17 protein-coding genes are annotated in these 17,452 nt (G+C 62.1%); 15 read left to right on the forward strand and 2 right to left on the reverse strand.

Going from position 1 to position 17,452, the window contains the following annotated elements:
* Positions 1-3: 3 nt before the first annotated feature.
* Positions 4-348 (reverse strand): hypothetical protein, encoded by a 345-nt coding sequence (locus tag MEFOE_RS04325; RefSeq protein ID WP_153015869.1) that lies wholly within the window; start codon positions 346-348, stop codon positions 4-6.
* A 224-nt stretch (positions 349-572) separates the two neighbouring features.
* Between MEFOE_RS04325 and MEFOE_RS04330 the strand changes: the two genes are divergently transcribed.
* Positions 573-1,241, forward strand: coding sequence for a mechanosensitive ion channel family protein (locus MEFOE_RS04330; RefSeq protein ID WP_067048819.1), 669 nt, complete (start codon positions 573-575; stop codon positions 1,239-1,241).
* A gap of 49 nt (positions 1,242-1,290) precedes the next feature.
* On the opposite strand, the gene MEFOE_RS04335 is transcribed toward MEFOE_RS04330, so the two are convergent.
* Entirely contained in the window at positions 1,291-1,476 is a 186-nt protein-coding gene (locus tag MEFOE_RS04335) for a YegP family protein (RefSeq protein ID WP_067048822.1), read from the reverse strand.
* Positions 1,477-1,612: 136 nt separating this feature from the next.
* Here MEFOE_RS04335 and MEFOE_RS04340 point away from each other — a divergent pair, with 136 nt between their 5' ends.
* From MEFOE_RS04340 to MEFOE_RS04400, 14 genes are all read left to right on the forward strand, one after another.
* Positions 1,613-2,590: a DNA-methyltransferase gene (locus MEFOE_RS04340; protein ID WP_083523332.1), complete on the forward strand. Its 978-nt coding sequence runs from the start codon at positions 1,613-1,615 to the stop codon at positions 2,588-2,590.
* Positions 2,583-3,092 carry a GNAT family N-acetyltransferase gene (locus MEFOE_RS04345; RefSeq protein ID WP_067048825.1) on the forward strand — a complete coding sequence of 170 codons (510 nt, stop codon included), beginning with the start codon at positions 2,583-2,585 and terminating at the stop codon, positions 3,090-3,092. The genes MEFOE_RS04340 and MEFOE_RS04345 overlap by 8 nt, the downstream gene beginning before the upstream one ends.
* 463 nt (positions 3,093-3,555) lie before the next feature.
* A complete protein-coding gene (locus MEFOE_RS04350; protein WP_067048828.1) occupies positions 3,556-4,443 on the forward strand; it encodes a UbiA family prenyltransferase in 888 nt (295 codons plus the stop codon).
* Between the two features lie 307 nt (positions 4,444-4,750).
* Positions 4,751-4,993, forward strand: a complete 243-nt coding sequence (locus tag MEFOE_RS13295) for a hypothetical protein (protein WP_083523333.1) — start codon at positions 4,751-4,753, stop codon at positions 4,991-4,993.
* On the forward strand, positions 4,990-5,289 hold the full coding sequence (locus MEFOE_RS04355) for a hypothetical protein (protein ID WP_067048831.1): 300 nt from the start codon (positions 4,990-4,992) through the stop codon (positions 5,287-5,289). Before MEFOE_RS13295 ends, MEFOE_RS04355 begins: the two co-directional genes overlap by 4 nt.
* The gene (locus tag MEFOE_RS04360; protein WP_067048834.1) at positions 5,286-8,045 is read left to right on the forward strand and encodes a hypothetical protein; all 2,760 of its coding nucleotides are present in this window, start codon (positions 5,286-5,288) and stop codon (positions 8,043-8,045) included. The genes MEFOE_RS04355 and MEFOE_RS04360 overlap by 4 nt, the downstream gene beginning before the upstream one ends.
* Before the next feature lie 4 nt (positions 8,046-8,049).
* Positions 8,050-8,361 (forward strand): hypothetical protein, encoded by a 312-nt coding sequence (locus tag MEFOE_RS04365; protein ID WP_235809558.1) that lies wholly within the window; start codon positions 8,050-8,052, stop codon positions 8,359-8,361.
* Positions 8,362-8,447: 86 nt separating this feature from the next.
* The gene (locus MEFOE_RS04370) at positions 8,448-9,947 is read left to right on the forward strand and encodes a type I restriction-modification system subunit M (RefSeq protein ID WP_067048840.1); all 1,500 of its coding nucleotides are present in this window, start codon (positions 8,448-8,450) and stop codon (positions 9,945-9,947) included.
* Positions 9,948-11,426 (forward strand): type I restriction-modification system subunit M, encoded by a 1,479-nt coding sequence (locus tag MEFOE_RS04375; protein ID WP_067048843.1) that lies wholly within the window; start codon positions 9,948-9,950, stop codon positions 11,424-11,426.
* 82 nt (positions 11,427-11,508) lie between these two features.
* Entirely contained in the window at positions 11,509-12,612 is a 1,104-nt protein-coding gene (locus MEFOE_RS04380) for a restriction endonuclease subunit S (RefSeq protein WP_160329487.1), read from the forward strand.
* 161 nt (positions 12,613-12,773) lie between these two features.
* Positions 12,774-13,514 carry a TIGR04255 family protein gene (locus tag MEFOE_RS04385; RefSeq protein WP_067048849.1) on the forward strand — a complete coding sequence of 247 codons (741 nt, stop codon included), beginning with the start codon at positions 12,774-12,776 and terminating at the stop codon, positions 13,512-13,514.
* A complete protein-coding gene (locus tag MEFOE_RS04390; protein ID WP_067048852.1) occupies positions 13,515-14,066 on the forward strand; it encodes a hypothetical protein in 552 nt (183 codons plus the stop codon).
* A gap of 2 nt (positions 14,067-14,068) precedes the next feature.
* Entirely contained in the window at positions 14,069-14,446 is a 378-nt protein-coding gene (locus MEFOE_RS04395; RefSeq protein ID WP_067048855.1) for a hypothetical protein, read from the forward strand.
* Between the two features lie 102 nt (positions 14,447-14,548).
* Positions 14,549-17,452, forward strand: a complete 2,904-nt coding sequence (locus tag MEFOE_RS04400) for a type I restriction endonuclease subunit R (protein ID WP_067048857.1) — start codon at positions 14,549-14,551, stop codon at positions 17,450-17,452.

Here is a 17,452-nt window from a genome sequence, read left to right on the forward strand (position 1 = left end):
GCCCTACCTCCCGAACCGCCGCACGGCAACGAGACAGACGGCCAGGATCCCGACAAAGAGCAGGAGGACGGCGAGGTCGTCGGCGGTGAGGACGAGGTACGTCGTCTCCACCGCCGCCTCACCCTTGGCGCCGTGGCCGCGGGCGTCGGCCTGGACACGCAGGATTTCCTGCGGCGTCGGCGCGGGGCGGTCGTCCGCCGGCGTGGCGGTGAAGGCGCTGTCATTTCCGAAGGGCGTCAGGTTCACGAGGGGAAAAGACGGAACGGCATCCATGGCTGGGGCCGGCGCGGCGAGCAGGGCCGGGAGGAGAAGAAGTACGACAGTCTGGAGGCGCATGCGGGTGTGCATCCCCATTTTTTCTCATCGGCACGGTCCTATGTATACCTGCCGCTTCCCCTCCGGCGAACGCCTTTTTCGTCGTATCGCTGCGGTACATCTCTCTGCCCTCTTTTCCCGGGGACAAACCGTTTTTCACCCATTTTTTGGGGTGAAAACGTCCTGTGCATCCGGCTCAGGATCATCTCCCGCAGCATATTATATATAGTAATATTATAATTGTTGTCAGATGCACCATGGCTGATATTATCGTCACCATTGGCCAGGTCGGCGGAAGCGTGATCGCATTCCTGCCGTACCTTGTCGCCGCAGTGATCATCCTGATCATCGGCTGGATCGTCGGACGTCTCCTCGGTTCCGTCGTCTCGACGTTCCTGGACCGGATCGGCGTGGACGACGCCCTCAGGAAGACCGGGCCCGGCGAGGCGGTCGAGAAGAGCGGCCTTCAGATCGTCCGTCTCTTCGACCTGCTCGTGCGGTGGGCCGTCTACCTGATCGCGATCATGGTGGCGGCGAGCGTCCTGCAGATCGAGGCTCTCTCGCGGGTAATTGCCGCTATCGTCGCGTATCTCCCGAACATCGCGGCGTTCGTGATCATCCTGATCGCCGGCCTGATCCTGGTCGACTTCTTCGCCGACGTCCTGGAAAAAATGAGTTCCGCGGCAGAGGTCGCCTTGGCCGGGCCCATGATCATGGGCCTGCGGGTCTTCCTCTACTTCGTCGTGGTCATGCTCGCCCTGACGCAGCTCGCCATCGACCTGACGATCATCTACGTCTTCATCGAACCTGTCGCCTGGGGCGTCGGGCTCGGGCTCGGCGCCGCTATTGCAATCATTGTCGGCTTCGGTCTCAAGGACCGGAGCCCGGAGATCCTGGACACCCTGCTATCGCAGGAGAAAAAATAATTATTTTTTCGGGAGAGGCGAGATGGAGTTCTGGAATGATGTGCCTGGTTCACTCGTGTGCCTGGAGGACTTCGGCATTGGGGGCGTTGTTCCTGACACTCTCGATCCCTTTCAGGCACGACTCCTTCGACTTGTACGTCTGGCTCGTGGCGATGACCTGGCCGTTTGACGCCTTGAGCCTGAACCTGAATTCCCCGGACTTCTCCTGGTAGACTTCGAATTTCCCTCTGGGCATGGTTCCACCGATGATAGAGTTGAATTGTCGCTATAAATATCTTTTTATTTTTCACGAGGATTATTCGGCCCTCTCATGGACGGACCGCCGTCCTGTTTCGTCATCCCTATGTAGGGTGTGCGCCAACAGAGTGGTGATGCACCTTACCTGCCCTGCCTGCGGACGTTCGTTCGAGTACACCGGACGGGGGACATTCTTCACCTCCTGCCCTGCCTGCAAGAAGCGGGTCACGATCAGGAGGAAGAAGTCGGAGACGAGCGACTTTGGGGTCTCGAAGCGGGAGTGCCACGACGCGAGGGCCTTCTACGGCCGCAAGATCTATGCGGCGGCCGGGGCGGGCGGGGAAGGTGGACAGGGGGAGAACGACCTCCCGCCGGGCGTCAGGAACGCGGTCCTCTGCCGGGACAGCAGGGACCTCGCCCTCATCCCTGACACCAGCGTCCACCTGATGGTGACGTCGCCGCCCTACAACGTGGGCAAGGCCTATGACGACGACCTGGACCTGGAGGAGTACCTCGCCCTGCTGCGGGCGGTCTTTGCCGAGGTCTACCGCGTGCTCGTGCCGGGCGGCCGGGCGTGCGTGAACGTGGCGAATGTGGGGAGGAAACCGTACATCCCGTATCACAGCGCGATCATCAGGGTGATGGAGGAGATCGGGTTCCTGATGCGCGGCGAGGTGATCTGGAACAAGGCGACGGGGGCCGGGATCTCGACGGCCTGGGGGAGCTGGCGGTCGGCCTCGAACCCGACGCTCCGGGACGTCCACGAGTATATCCTGGTCTACTCGAAGGGGTCGTATGCCCGGAAGAAGGGCGACCGGGAGGACACGATCGCGAGGGAGGAGTTCCTGGAGTGGACGAAGAGCGTCTGGACCTTTCCGACCGAGTCGGCGCGAAAGGTCGGCCACCCGGCCCCCTTCCCGGTGGAACTGCCGTACCGCTGCATCCAGCTCTACACGTTCAAGGGTGATGTTGTCCTGGACCCGTTCGCGGGGGCGGGGACAACGGGCGTGGCGGCCCTGCGGGCGGGCCGGGACTTCGTCTGCGTCGACTCGGACGCGGGCTACGTGGAGCGTGCGAAGGAGCGCCTGCGGGTGGAGGGCTGGGATGGCTGAGGAGATGGCGACCGCCCGCTTCCGCCTGGTCCCGGCGACGGCGGCGCACCTGACCGCGGACTCTGCGGCCCTGGCCTCTCTCCTCGGCGCCGCGGTCCCTGACGCCTGGCCGCCGGAGACCCTCGCGGACGCCATCCCGACGTTCCTCTCCTGGCTGACGGACGACCCGGGATCCGAGGGCTGGAACCTCTGGTATATCGTCGCCCCGGAGGGTGTGCTCGCGGGGTCGTGCGGTTTTGTCGGCAGGCCGTCGCCCGGCGGGGAGGCGGAGATGGGCTACGCGGTCCTCCCGGCCTTCCGGGGCCGCGGCTATGCGACCGGGGCGGCGGCGGCCCTTGTCGAGTGGGCGTTCGCGCACCCCGAGGTCGCGTGCGTGACGGCGCAGGCCGACCCGGCGAACCTCGCCTCGGTGCGGGTGCTGGAGAAGGTCGGGTTCGTGCCTGACGGGGCCGGGGACGAGGGGTGCGTGCGGTTCGTGAGGCGGCGGCACGACCGGGAATGAGGGTTGTTCGGTCGAGAGTTTGTAGAAACACGTATGCTCCGGTCGATGGTCTCCCGGATCCTGATGAGGAGAAATGTGTGTCCACCGCCTTCCCCACACCATTTGTCGGGGGACTACTCGAAAACCTACGGTTTTCTCATTGCCCCCGGACCCCGACCCGGGATTGGTCCCGGGAAGGGGGAGAGGAGATCATGAGGCAGGAGAGTACCAGATCCCCATCTATCTTGAGCGAGGGTCCGGGGGACTACGCCCCCGGCGTGAGACACCGATCCACCGCCTTTCCCCGAGAGCAGGATTTCTCCAGAGCCGCCGGTCGGGAGTCTGCTGACCGTATTTTTTGCCCGTCCCTGCTGATGCCATGATCCGTGCGCAGTTCCGGGACATACGACGACAGAATTGAGACCTCTCTTTGCAGGGCCGGCTCTCCTCACTCTTTATATCCCCCCGCACCCTCAGGGGAGTGATGACCCTCCGCGCCTACGCCGACCTGCTGCGCATCCAGTTCGCGTTTGCCTGGCCTCTCCTCTTCTGCTCCGGCCTCTTTCTTGCCTTCGGCACGTACGGCGGTTTTTCCTGGCCCCTGGTCGTCACGGCCGCCCTCATCGGCCTCTTCGGCTTCGAGGCCGGGATGGTGCTCAACGACTACGTGGACCGGGAACGCGATAGGCGGGACGTCGAGGGGCGGCTGACGCGCTACTGGCGGCTCTTCGGGATAAGGCCCCTTGCCGCGGGAGAGATCAAGGCCGGGCACGCCCTCGCCCTCTTCCTCCTCCTCGCCCTCGTGGCGCTCGCTCTGACCGCCACCCTCCCGTACCCGCACTCCCTCTTCGTCGCCGGGGTCATGGCGTACAGCTATGCCGTCGAGGTCTTTTACCAGCTGAAGAAGAGGGACCAGTCCTTCCCGGTCGCCCAGGTCGTCGGGCGGACGGACTTCGCCCTCTTCCCGGTGGCGGGCTACCTCGCCGCGGGGATGCCCGACCTGACCGCCCTCCTGTACTTTCTCTTCTTCTACCCCTACGCCCTCGCTCACCTGGGCGCGAACGACCTGGTCGACGTGGAAAACGACCGGGCGCGGGGGATGCGGACTGTCCCCCTCCTCTACGGCACGCGGGCGGGCGTCCTCTGGGTCGCGGGGTTCACCGCCGTCCACGGCCTCACGGCCCTCCTCTTCGCCGGGGTGCTCGGGACGGTTGCGCGGGGCGGCCTCCTCCTCGGCTTTCTGCTGCTCGTCGTCGCGAACCTGGTCATCCTCCGGGACCGGACGCCCGAGGCAGCGATGCGGGTCTTGCCCCTCTGTCACCTGGCGATGGTGGTGTATGCCGCGGGGATGGTCCTCGGGGCGGCGGGGTGACCCTGCCGCGCGACAAAAGGCCGGCCCCCCGGCCCTGCCGCGGGCAGATCACTTTCGCCACGCTCTCTGAAAAGAAGCGCATAAATACTATGATTTTACACATTCGGCGAGCTATGCTCTCCTTTATATCTCCTCGGACCTACCTACTCCTCGGTGCGGTGTCGCCCATTCCCCCGACCTTGTTTTGATGCGGCGGCCCCGCCCGGGAGTTGAAAAAAAACATGCGAGAGATATCTCGGGATGTCCCCGGCCGACAGGTCGCGGACGGCACGGCACGACCGAACACGCACGACGAGGAGGCGGCGCGATGTGCCCCAGAAGGATAGACGGCAGCCTTCATGTTTCCCCGTGCTCCAACACCGGATCCAGGAAGACCGCCACATCTCCGTCGACCCGTGAGGAGATAAACACCACAGAGCCGGTGCCCTTCTACCTGGTGCCGCAGGCGGTGGCGGGGGAGATGCGGCGCCTCGGCGGGGCGGTCAGCGAGGTCCACGTGAGGCGGGGCGCCCGGCACATGTACGCGGTCACGGTGGTGGTGCGGGAATGAGTGCCACCCTCCGTCTCGGGTCCGACGACGCCGTCTACCTGCTCGTCGGCCGCGAGCGCTACCGGATCGCCCCCGATGACCTGCAGGACCTGATCGTCCACGGCCACGCGGTGCCGGTGACACGGGAGGGCCCGGCGATCGTGGGCCACGCGGCGGTGAACCCTGCCGGCCGTGCGGTGAAGGTCTTCACGGTCTCGGGCCACTTCATCGTGCCGCTCGTCTCGTTCCGCCGTGTCGCCACGGGCGAGGCCAGGTCGGCCCCGCTCTTCCCCCTGGTGCCGGAGGGGTGGCGATGATCGCCGACGCTCTCGCCGCCCTGTTCTCCGGCGGCGTGGTGGAGGTGCGGGCCCTCGCGGACTTTGCCACGCACTCGGGCTACTTCGACGATTTCGCCCGCCTTGCGGCGGCGGCCGAGGCCCTGGACGCCGACCCGGAGGTCCGCGGGATCTATGTCACCCTCAACGTCGTGAACCCGGCCCTCCTCGCCCGCCGGGCGAACAGGGTGAAGATGCGTCTCTCGCGGAGCGACGCGACGACCGCGGACGCGGACATCCTCCGCCGCCGCTGGTTGCCCATCGACCTGGACCCGGTGCGGCCGAGCGGGGTGTCCTCGACCGAGGAGGAGCACGAGGCGGCCCTCAGGCGGGCCGACGCGATCGCCCTCTGGCTTGCTGAGCAGGGGTTCTCCGAACCTATCCGCGCCGACTCCGGGAACGGGGCGCACCTCCTCTACGCGATCGACCTCGCGAACGACGACGAGGCGACGGCCCTGGTGAAGGGCGTGCTCGCCACCCTCGACGCGTTGTTCTCGGATGAGACGGTCACCGTCGACACGGCGAACTCCAACGCCGCACGCATCTGGAAACTCTACGGCACCTGCTCGCGCAAGGGGGACACCACGCGCGAGAGGCCGCACAGGCGGGCGCGGGTGCTCTCGGCGCCTGAGGAGAGGGAGGTCGTCCCGCCCGAGAAACTCCGGCAGATCGCCACCCGCCTCCCGGTCGAGGCGCCGCCCACGCCCGCACCGACAGGCGGGAAGACCGACCTCGCCGCCTGGCTTTCGGAGCACGGCCTCGGGGTGCGTTCCACCCGCCCCTGGCAGGGCGGCACCCTCTTTGTCCTGGAGGACTGCCCCTTCTCGACCGCCCACCGCGACGGCGCCTTCGCCGTCCAGTTCCCGAGCGGTGCGGTCTATGCCGGGTGCCACCACGCGAGTTGCGGCGGCGGGACGCAGAGGTGGCCCGAACTGCGCGGGATGTACGAGAAACGCACCCGGAAAAAACGGGAGGAGATGCCTCCACCACCCCTCCCTCCGGCACCCGCCGCCTTCGCCCGCGAGGAGGCGATGAAGATTTTAGAACACGGCGACCCCCTCGCCTTCCTCCTCGACACCTTCGCCCGCGAGCACGTCGGCGACCGCATCGTCGCCGAGTGCCTGGTGATGTCCCTCGCCTCGCAGTCGGTGAAGAACACCAACGGCCTCCACGTCTCGGTCTCGGGCACCTCGGGGAAGGGCAAGAGCCACGCCTGCGCCACCATGCTCAAACAGGTGCCCTTCGCCTACCGCATCGCCGGCACGGTGAGCAACAAGGCCCTCTACTACAACGAGAACCTGCAGCCAGGCACCGTCTTCCTCTTCGACGACGTCTCCCTCTCCGACGACCTCCAGGAGGTCCTCAAGGCCGCGACCGCGAACTTCAGGGAGGGAATCGAGCACCAGACCCTCACCAACGACCGCAAACTCCAGATCTGCCGGATACCGGAGAGGTGCGTCTGGTGGCTTGCAAAGGTCGAGGACGTCGGCGACGACCAGGTGATGAACCGCATGCTCACCACCTGGATCGACGACTCCCTCGAACAGGACGAGCGGGTGCTCAGGCACCGGAAGCGTGCGGAGACGCGGGAGGAAGACGAAGACGAGGAGGAAGACCCGGCCCTGCCGGTCTGCCGGGCGATATGGGAGGTGCTCAAGGAGGAGCGCGTCCACGTCTCGGTGCCGTACGCCGAGGCAGTGCAGTTCTCCTCCTCGGCCAACCGCAGGAACCCGGGCATCCTCTTCGACATCATCAAGGCCTCGGCACTCCTCCACCGGTTCGAGCGCGAGGACTACGGCGGCGGCATCCGGGCCGACAGGTCGGACTTCGAGACGGCGGCCCGGATCTACGCGGCGATCAACGGCGAGGCCGGCGGGCAGGAGACGAAACTCACGAAGAACGAGGCCGCCGCCCTTTCGACGGTGGCGACGATGGGCTGGGAGCAGTTCACGATCAGGATGCTTCAGGAGGCGCTCGGGCTTTCGTACCACCAGACCCGCCGGATCCTCCACGGCTACAACAACGGCGGCACCATCTACTCGGGACTGCTGGAGAAGTGTCCGGCGGTCAGTTACCTGGACACCACCGTCTCTTCGGATGTCGACGGCTACCTGGTCCGCCGGCGGGAGCACCAGTTCTCCTTCGACCCGGAGGCGTACCGGCGGTGGACGGCCGGGGCCCATGTCTGGCTCGACCGCGACCCGCCGGACGACGACACTTTCGCACCCGGAATGCACCGGGATGGCACCGGAGATGTGCAGAGGACGGGGACGGAGGGACGGCCCCGGAGTACCTATTCTAGAGAGAAGAGAGAGAGATCTCTCTCTCATAGTACTCTATTGCACCAGACTGAGGGGGCACACACCACCCCTGATCTGTCGGGGTCTCGGGGGGTGTGCGCGCGCGATCGGCGTCCTGATGCACATGACGGCAAAGATGGGGGTGAAAGCCAGCCGATCCGCAATCCCGGCCAGAAAATACCATCGTTCATCGACAGTGCCGGCGTGCAGCCCGGTGCAATCCTGTGCACCCGTGCAACCGGGAGCGGGACGCTCACACTCCCCGGCGTGCTGGACCGCCGGGAGTTCACGCGGGTTTCGACCGACCTGGGGCGGTGCAGCGTCTGCGGCGAGAGGAGGGCGGTGTTCCGGTCGGCCGACGGGCGGGCTCTGCTCTGCGAGGCGTGTTACGGCCGTCTGGTGCGGGCGTGGAACGCGGCGAAGGGGGTGAGCGGGTGAGTCCGTGGCGCATCAGCGGCACGGGATGCCGGTGGCCCCGGAAGGGGGTGAGCGGCTGATCCCCCTGGACCCTCTCCAGACGCCGGCGGTGCTCCTCGGCATGGCGGGTGCGGTGCTCGTGGCCGGGCGCGGGAGGGGGACGCGGGCGCTGGGGTTTGGGATGTGGGTGATCGGGAACCTGTTCTGGGTGGCGTACGGGGTCGTGACCGGGAATGTGTACGTGATGGTGATGTTCGGGTTTTACGGGGTGACGGCGGTCGTGGGGGTGGTGAACCAGATCGGTGAAAGAAGAAAGAAGAGAATTTGTGATCTCTAAAAAGCCTTTATCTGTGACTGATTCGTTTCGATTCACTTTTAGGGGGGAAGATCGACATCTTGACAGATATCAGGTGAATACAATCGATGGATCCACACGAACAGAACATCCTTTCACTCTCAGAACTGGAATCATGGCTCTTTGCGGCCGCGAACATCCTCCGCGGCCCGATCGACGCCGCTGATTTCAAGACTTACATCTTCCCTCTCCTCTTCCTGAAGCGGATCTGCGATGTGTACGACGAAGAATACGATCTGGCTGTTGCAGAGGCCGATGGGAATATCGAGGAGGCGGAATACAGGGAGAACTTCCGGTTCGTGATCCCCACGGGCTGCCACTGGAAGACTATCAGGGGGCAGAGCGAGGATATCGGGAAGGCGATCCAGGACGCGATGCGGTGTATCGAGCACGCAAACGAGAAGACGCTCAACCAGATCTTCGGGGATGTGCAGTGGTCGAACAAGGAACGCCTCTCCGATGCCCTGCTCAAGAACCTGATCGAGCACTTCTCGGAGAAAAACCTCTCGAATGCCTCTGTGGAGTCCGACATCGCCGGGAGGGCCTACGAGTACCTGATCAAGAAATTTGCGGACGAGTCGAATAAGGCGGCCGGCGAGTTCTATACCCCGCGGATGGTCATCACGTTGATGATGCGGATCCTCAAGCCGCAGGAGAGGGAGAGCGTCTATGACCCTGCGGTGGGGACGGCCGGGATGCTGCTGGAGGCCCTCTCTTATGTGCAGGAGCATGGGGGCGACATCAACCTCCTCCACCTCTACGGGCAGGAGAAGAATATGACAACCTCCTCGATCGCCCGGATGAACCTGATCCTGCACGGCCGCGAGGATTTTCAGATCGTGCGGGGGGACACGCTCAGGAGCCCGGCGTTTGTGGAGCAGGACCGTCTGAAGACCTTCGACTGCGTGGTGGCAAACCCGCCCTTCTCCCTGAAGAAGTGGGGGGAGGAGGTCTGGGAGCACGATCCCTATGGCCGGAATTTTGCCGGGATGCCGCCCCAGAGTTATGGCGACTTTGCCTGGGTCCAGCACATGATCGCCTCGATGGCGAAGCCGAACGGACGGATGGCGATTGTGCTGCCGCAGGGTGCGCTCTTCCGGAAGGGCGCCGAGGGGCGGATCAGAAAGGCGCTCCTGGAGATGGACCTGCTGGAGGGGGTGATCGGTCTTGGGCCGAACCTCTTCTACGGGACGACGCTTGCGGCGTGCATTCTGGTCTTTCGGTGGCAGAAGGAGGAACGTCTCCGTGAGCGGGTACTCTTCATCGATGCGTCGGACGAGTACCAGAAGGGGCGGAACCAGAACCACCTCTGTCCGGAGCATGTGGGCCGGATCTCTGCCTGGTACGAGGGGGGTCAGGACGTGCCGGGTGCGGTGCGGGTGGCGACGCTCGACGAGATCAGGGGGGAGGACCATAACCTGAACATCTCGCTCTATGTCGAGCCTGTGGTCGAGGAGGACCCGATGACGGCCGAAGAGGGGCTGGCGCGGGTGAAGGATGCGGCGGCCGCGTGCACCGAGGCCGAGGAGCGGTTGAAGAGGTTGCTTGCCGGGGAAGGGGGGGTCTGAATGGCGCCCGAACCGATCACCCAGGCCGAACTGGAGAAGTATCTCTGGGGGGCGGCGGTGCTGCTCAGGGGCTATATCGATGCGAGCGACTACAAGCAGTACATCTTCCCGCTGCTCTACTTCAAGCGGATCTGCGACTGCTACGACGAGGAGACGGAGCGGGCGCTGGCGGCGTGCGGCGAGGTCTTCCCTGAGGACCACCGCTTCGTGGTGCCTGAGGGGGCGCACTGGCGTGATGTGCGGGCGGTGACCGAGGATGTGGGGGTGGCGCTCCAGGTGGCGATGCACCGGATCGAGGACGCAAACAGGGAGACGCTTGCCGGGATCTTCGGGGACACGTCGTGGACGAACAAGAACTTCCTCTCCGATGCGACGCTCCGCGATCTGGTGGAGCATTTCTCGTCAGAGACGCTCTCCCTTGCCCATGTGCCGCAGGACGAACTGGGGCAGGGCTACGAGTATCTGATCAAGAAGTTTGCGGACGATTCGGGACATACGGCGGCGGAGTTCTACACGAACCGGACGCTGGTGCGGTTGATGACGCAGATGCTCGACCCGCAGGAGGGGGAGTCGGTGTACGATCCGACCTGCGGGAGTGCGGGGATGCTGCTTGTCGCCGCCCTGCAGGTGCGGGAGCAGGGGAAGGAGTACCGGAGTCTGCGTCTCTTCGGGCAGGAGATCAATTTGATCACGTCGTCGATCGGGCGGATGAACCTCCTGCTCCATGGTATCGAGGACTGCACGATTGTGCGGGGCGACACCCTGGCGGACCCGGCGTTTGTGGAGCACGACCGTCTGCAGACGTTCGACTGTATCCTTGCCAATCCGCCGTACTCGATCTCGCGCTGGGACAGGGAGGCGTTTTCGAGTGACCGCTGGGGCCGGAACCTCTTCGGGGTGCCGCCGCAGGGGCGTGCGGACTACGCCTTTTTCCAGCATATCATCAGGAGCATGGACCCGGCGACGGGGCGGTGTGCGATCCTCTTCCCGCACGGGGTGCTCTTCCGCGATGCGGAGAGGGAGATGCGCCGCCGGATCGTGGAGGCCGATCTCGTCGAGTGCGTGCTGGGCCTCGGGCCGAACCTCTTCTACAACTCGCCGATGGAGGCGTGCGTGATCGTCTGCCGGATGCAGAAACCGCCTGCACGACGCGGGCGGGTCCTCTTCATCAACGCGGTGGACGAGGTGACCCACGAGAAGGCGCAGAGTTTCCTGGAGCCCAGGCATATCGCGAAGATCCTGGCGGCCTACCTGAGCGACGAGGATGTCGAGGGATTTTCCCGCTCTGTGCCGGTCGAGGAGATCCTGGCGAAGGACGCGAACCTGAGCATCCCCCGGTATGTTGCCCGGTGCGATGACGACGATGCGACCCCGACGTTTGCAGGGGTGTATGAGGAGTGGACCGAGTATACGACGGAGAAGAGCGACGCGATGGAAGAACTGCGTGCAGTGCTGAAGGAGGTGGGGCTGGATGGGTGAGTGTGCAATGGTCCGGTTTTCTGAGATGGCCAGTCAGGTCACGACCAAGGTGAAACCTGCCGACACCGACCTCGATCGCTATGTGGGGCTGGAGCACCTTGACCCGGAGTCCCTGCATATCAGGCGGTGGGGCGTGCCGGGAGATGTCACCGGGGAGAAGATCGTGGTCAGGAAGGGCGACGTCATCTTCGGGAAGCGGCGTGCCTACCAGCGGAAGGTCGCCATCGCAGACTTCGACTGTATCTGTTCGGCCCATGCGATGGTTCTCCAGCCCAAAGAGGATGTCATTATCAGGGAAATTTTCCCCTTCTTCCTCCAGTCGGATCTTTTCATGAACCGTGCGGTCCAGATCTCGGTGGGCGGTCTTTCCCCGACGATCAACTGGAAGGATCTTGCCGGGCAGGAGTTTCCCCTCCCGCCCATCGAGGAGCAGCGCCGCATTGCCGGGGTGCTCCGGGCGGCGGAGGACGTGATCGTGAAGGACGAGGCGCTCGTCGCCGAGGCCGAGCACTATAAGCAGGTGATGATGCGGGAGTTGTTCTCGAAGGGGATCGGGCATGAGGAGTTCCATTCAATACGAAAACTAGGTGTTTTACCTAAAATATGGACCGTAAAAAAGTTAGGGGAAATTTCAACCATAACTTCAGGTGGAACACCAAATAGAAAAGTCAAAACCTACTGGAACGGAGAAATACCGTGGATAAAAACTGGTGAAGTGAATTATAATGTCATAATGGATACTGAAGAAAAAATTACACAAGAAGGACTGGACAATTCCTCTGCAAAGGTGGTACCACCTGGAACATTATTAATGGCCCTTTATGGAGAGGGCGTTACAAGAGGTAGGGTCGCTATCACAGGTATCGCTGCAGCAATAAACCAGGCGTGTGCTGTCATTTTTTGTGAAGACATTGTTTTAATGAAATATCTTTATTATAACATCTCATATCGCTACAATGATATCCGAGATCTAAGTGGAGGGGCGAATCAAAAAAATTTAAACATCTCGATAATTAAGGATATTTTAATTCCCCTTCCTCCCCTCCCCGAACAGCGCCAGATCGCCGCCATCCTCTCCGCCATCGACGACACCATCGCCGCCGCCCGTGGGAGTGTCGAGGCCTCGAAGGCGCTGAAGATGCGGTTGATCAACCAGGTGCTCTCGCCCGCCGGTGAGACGGCGTGATCGACGAGAACATCCTCTCTTTTTCCGTACCACGCTCCCGAACCCCTGCGCCTTCCCCGACCCGATCGGTATCTTTATGCATGATGCCACAGGATATCAGGTCAGGAAAGAAGAACCTATTACCATCTTCAGAACAAGTGTATACGGGAGCGTGAATATCCATGAATGATTATCGGAACCCACCCATCGTCGAGGCAGTCTGTGAGTTCCGGTTTTCATCAGATACACCGTGGGAACAGGACCTCCCCGACCGCTTCTACGACGCCGTCAGAGATCATTTCCCGATCCGCGAGTCCAGAAAGGGACAGAGTCTTGAGATCAAGGCAAACGCTACCGGCATCGAGAAGCACACCGTGGAGACGGTCGACATACCGGTCTTCTTCACAAAAGACCGTAAGATGCTCGTCCAGCTCGGCCCGCGGGCACTCTCGGTCCACTGCCTCAGGCCCTATCCCTCATGGGAGGTGTTCGGCCCGACGATCCGCCGGGCCTACGAGATCATCGACTCCCTCACCGGAGGCATCAGGGGGTTTGACCGCATCGGCCTCCTCTACGTCGACAAGATCGAGATCCCTGGAGAAACCGTCCGGCTCGAAGACTACTTCGCCTTCTATCCCCACCTGGGCGAGGGACTTCCCGAGGAAGTCGTGAACTTCATGGTCGGGTGCGACTTCGCGTATAATGACAGGGACATCTGCCGGCTGAAACTGACCCAGGCGATGCCGGAAAAGCAGAACACCCTGGCATACCTGCTCTCCACAGACTACTTCCTCGCACAAAAAGACACCGTGAGACCCGAAGACGCATGCGCATGGGTGGAAGAGGCGCACATCAAGGTAAAAGCCCTCTTCAAAGGCTGCATTACGAAAAAGTTGGAAGAAATCTTCGATCTGGAGGAGTGAATGACCACATCCCTGCCGTCCTACCCATTTGAATCTTCCAGAAAAGTCTGGAATTTCCCCGACCTCCCTGAAGAAAAAGCATCGGAAGACTCGTGGATCACGAAACTGCGGAACCGTGTCAATCGTCTCTTCCGTGACACCAGCGCCAGCTATCAGGACGCATATGCCCTGGACGCTCACGTTGAGAGCCCGAGCCTCTCATATACCGCCGAACTCTCACTCCCCACGCTCCTGGCGAAATTGCACGTCGCCATCGCACACCCCGCAGAGGTCATAGACTACATCCTCCAGAATCCCGGCCTCGGCCCGATCGTGATGTACGCCTGCCTCCTCACAAAAGACGAATTCAGGCACGACGCAACCATCACCCTCGACCTCTACCAGGACCCGGAGAGCGACGACCGCTACCTGACCATCTATGTCAGGCAGAAGAAATACGATAAAAATATCCTCAAGAGGATAGACAAAATTTGTGACGAATACGAGCCCGCCCTCAGGGGTCAGTCCGGCTGGCTCCTCCTGACCACGGACTATAAACATCCCTCCTCATAACCATGACATTCTCCTGGTCGCAGTTCGTTGAGATTGCCGAATATCTCAAAGAGCAGGGCGAGAAAAAAACGATTCCCCTTGAGGCCGCCTACCGATGCTCTATTAGCAGGGCTTATTATGGAGCATTTCGATATGCGAGAGACTACGCAACAGCAAAGATGGGTTTCACTCCAAAACAAAGCAGTAAAGATCATTCAGACCTGAGAAATGTGTTTAGAAAAAATAATATGATGAGCATATACCGAAAACTCGACAGTCTCCGCCAGTGGAGAAATGCGTGTGATTATGACAATCCCTTTAAAGGGACAAATTTTGATTTAGCAACAAATGTTTCTGATTCTATTACCACTGCCCATGAAATCATCGCCGCCCTCAAATGATCGGCTGGAAAAGAAACCAATCGAAAATAAAATAACCCTGCGTCCCTATTCTCTCTATCAATTGCCTTTCGAGCAATATTTTATTCATCGAGATGACCCCCCATGAGTTTTGACGAAGCAAACACCGTCCGCGACGGCCTCCGGGACCACCTGACGCAGAACGGGTGGACATACATCCCCGCCGCCACCCTTCCCCGCACAGAGGGAGACGTGCTGGTCGAACCCTACCTCAAAACCGCTCTCATCAGGCTCAATCCCGAGATCGCCCGCCAGCCCGACCAGGCCGACGAGGTCATCTACCGTCTCAGAGCCATCCTCCTCGCCGTCCAGGGCGAGGGACTCGTGCGGGCCAACGAACGCTTCGCCGAGATCCTCTGCGGCGGCCTCTCCATGCCCTTCGGCGAGAACTACCGCTATGTCCCGGTGAAGATCATCGACTTCGCCCACCCGGCCAGCAACCACTTCGTCACCACCACCGAATATTCCTATACCGGCGCCGTCACCAGGCGGGCCGACAACGTCCTCCTCGTCAACGGCATCCCGCTCGTCGTCGGCGAATGCAAGACCCCGGTCCGCCCGGCGATCACCTGGATCGACGCCGCCGAACAGGTCCACGACGACTACGAGACAAACATCCCCGCCCTCTTCGTCCCGGGCATCTTCGCCTTCGCCACCGAAGGCAAGAAATTCTACTACGGCGCCGTCCGCGCCCCCCTCGATGCCTGGGCCCCCTGGAAAGAGGACGAAGACGACGAGGCCGCCTCACCCATCGCCGACGTCATGGACACCGCCATGAACCTCCTCGCCCCCGCAACCGTCCTCGACATCCTCAAGAACTACACCCTCTATGCCACCGACGCAAAGAACCGGAAGATCAAGATCGTCTGCCGCCACCAGCAGTACGACGCCGGCAACAAGATCGTCGACCGCGTCGTGGACGGCCGGATCAAAAAAGGGCTTATCTGGCACTTCCAGGGCTCGGGCAAATCCTTCCTCATGGTCTTCGCCGCCCAGAAACTCCGTCTCCACCCGGCCCTCAAAAACCCGACCGTGATCGTCGTCGTGGACAGGACCGACCTCGACACCCAGATCAACGCCACCTTCCACACCACCGACATCCCCAACACCGTCAATGCCGGCAACCGGGAAGACCTCAGGCGCCTCCTCTCCCAGGACACCAGAAAGATCATCATCACCACCATCCACAAGTTCGCCGAGGCCGACGGCGTCCTCAACGACCGGGCCAACATCATCCTCCTCTGCGACGAGGCCCACCGCACACAGGAGGGCGACCTCGGGCAGAAGATGCGGGAGGCCCTGCCGAACGCTTTCCTCTTCGGCCTCACCGGCACCCCCATCAACCAGGTGGACCGCAACACCTTCAGGGCCTTCGGAGCAACGGAGGACGAGTCAGGATACCTCAGCATCTACTCGCCCGAGGACGCCATGCGGGACGGCGCCACCCTCCCCCTCCACTTCGAGCCCCGTCTCATCGAGTATCATATCGATCGGGAGGGGATCGACGAGGCCTTCTCCACCCTCACCGACTCCCTTGATGAAGACGAGACACGGGACCTGATCCGGAGGGCCAGCCGCCGGTCCACCTTCGTCCACGCCCGTGAACGGATTGAACGGGTGGCCGGGGACATCGTGCACCATTTCAAGGAATCAGTCGAGCCACACGGCTTTAAGGCGATGATCGTCTGTTATGACCGGCAGTCCTGTGTCCAGTACAAAGAGGCGCTCGATAAACTCCTGCCGCCTGAGGCGTCGGAGATCGTCATGACTGTGGGCCGCAGCGACCCCGACGAGTGGAAGCACCGCTGGGACCGGAGCAAGGAGGACGAGGAGAAACTCCTCGACCGTTACCGGGACCCGCTCGACCCCCTGCAGTTTGTCATCGTCACCGCCAAACTCCTCACCGGTTTCGACGCACCCATCCTCCAGACGATGTACCTTGACAAACTCATGAAGAACCACACCCTCCTGCAGGCGATCTGCCGGACCAACCGACCCTATTCCGGCAAGTCCTTCGGGTTGATCGTGGACTACATCGGGGTCTTCGACGAGGTGGCCAGATCCCTCGCCTTCGACGAGAAGAGGATGAGAGAGATCGTCACCAACATCGACAGCCTGAAAGACCAGTTCCCCGAGATGCTCGCCGCCTGCCTCGCCCATTTTCCAGGTGTCGACCGGGGCGTGAACGGGTGGGAGGGCCTCATCGCCGCCCAGCAGTGCATCCCGACTAATGAGGCACGCGATGCCTTCGCCCTCGATTATATCAACCTTGCAAAACTCTGGGAGGCCATGTCGCCTGACCCCTTCCTGGCGACATACAAGGAGGACTACCGCTGGCTTACTCAGGTCTATGAATCGGTGAGGCCGGTCAACTGTGCAGGCCGTCTCCTCTGGAAGAAACTCGGGGCGAAAACCCTTGAGATCATCCATGAAAATGTGCACGTCGAAGGGATCAAAGACGACTTCGACGAGATCGTCATCGACGAGGATACGGTGAGAGACCTCCTGGAGAACAGGGACGAGCACACGATCAAGAAACTGGAGATCCAGATCATCACGCGTCTCAGGAAACATGCAAACAATCCGGCATTCGTCAGGCTCGGGGAGCGTCTGGAGCAGATCAAGGAGCAGTACGAGAAGGGTTTCATTGACAGTCTGGAGTTCCTGAAGTCCCTCATCCAGCTCGCACGCGATGTGGTGATGGCCGAGAAAGAGGTTGAAACAGTCGAGGAGCAGCAGCAGGCGAAGGCAGCCCTGACCGAACTTTTTGAGGAGGCACGGACCGATACGACGCCGGTGATCATCGAGAGAATCGTCACCGACATCGACGCGGTGGTGCGGGCGGTCAGGTTCGATGGCTGGCAGCAGAGCAACCCGGGGGAGCGGGACGTGAAGAAGGCCCTCCGTGGGGCGCTCAGAAAGTACCAGTTGCAGAACGACCAGGATCTCTTCGACCGGGCGTATGAATATATCAGGCAGTATTATTGA

Origin of the sequence: Methanofollis ethanolicus, from assembly GCF_001571385.1 — an archaeon.
Taxonomy (GTDB): Archaea; Halobacteriota; Methanomicrobia; order Methanomicrobiales; family Methanofollaceae; genus Methanofollis; species Methanofollis ethanolicus.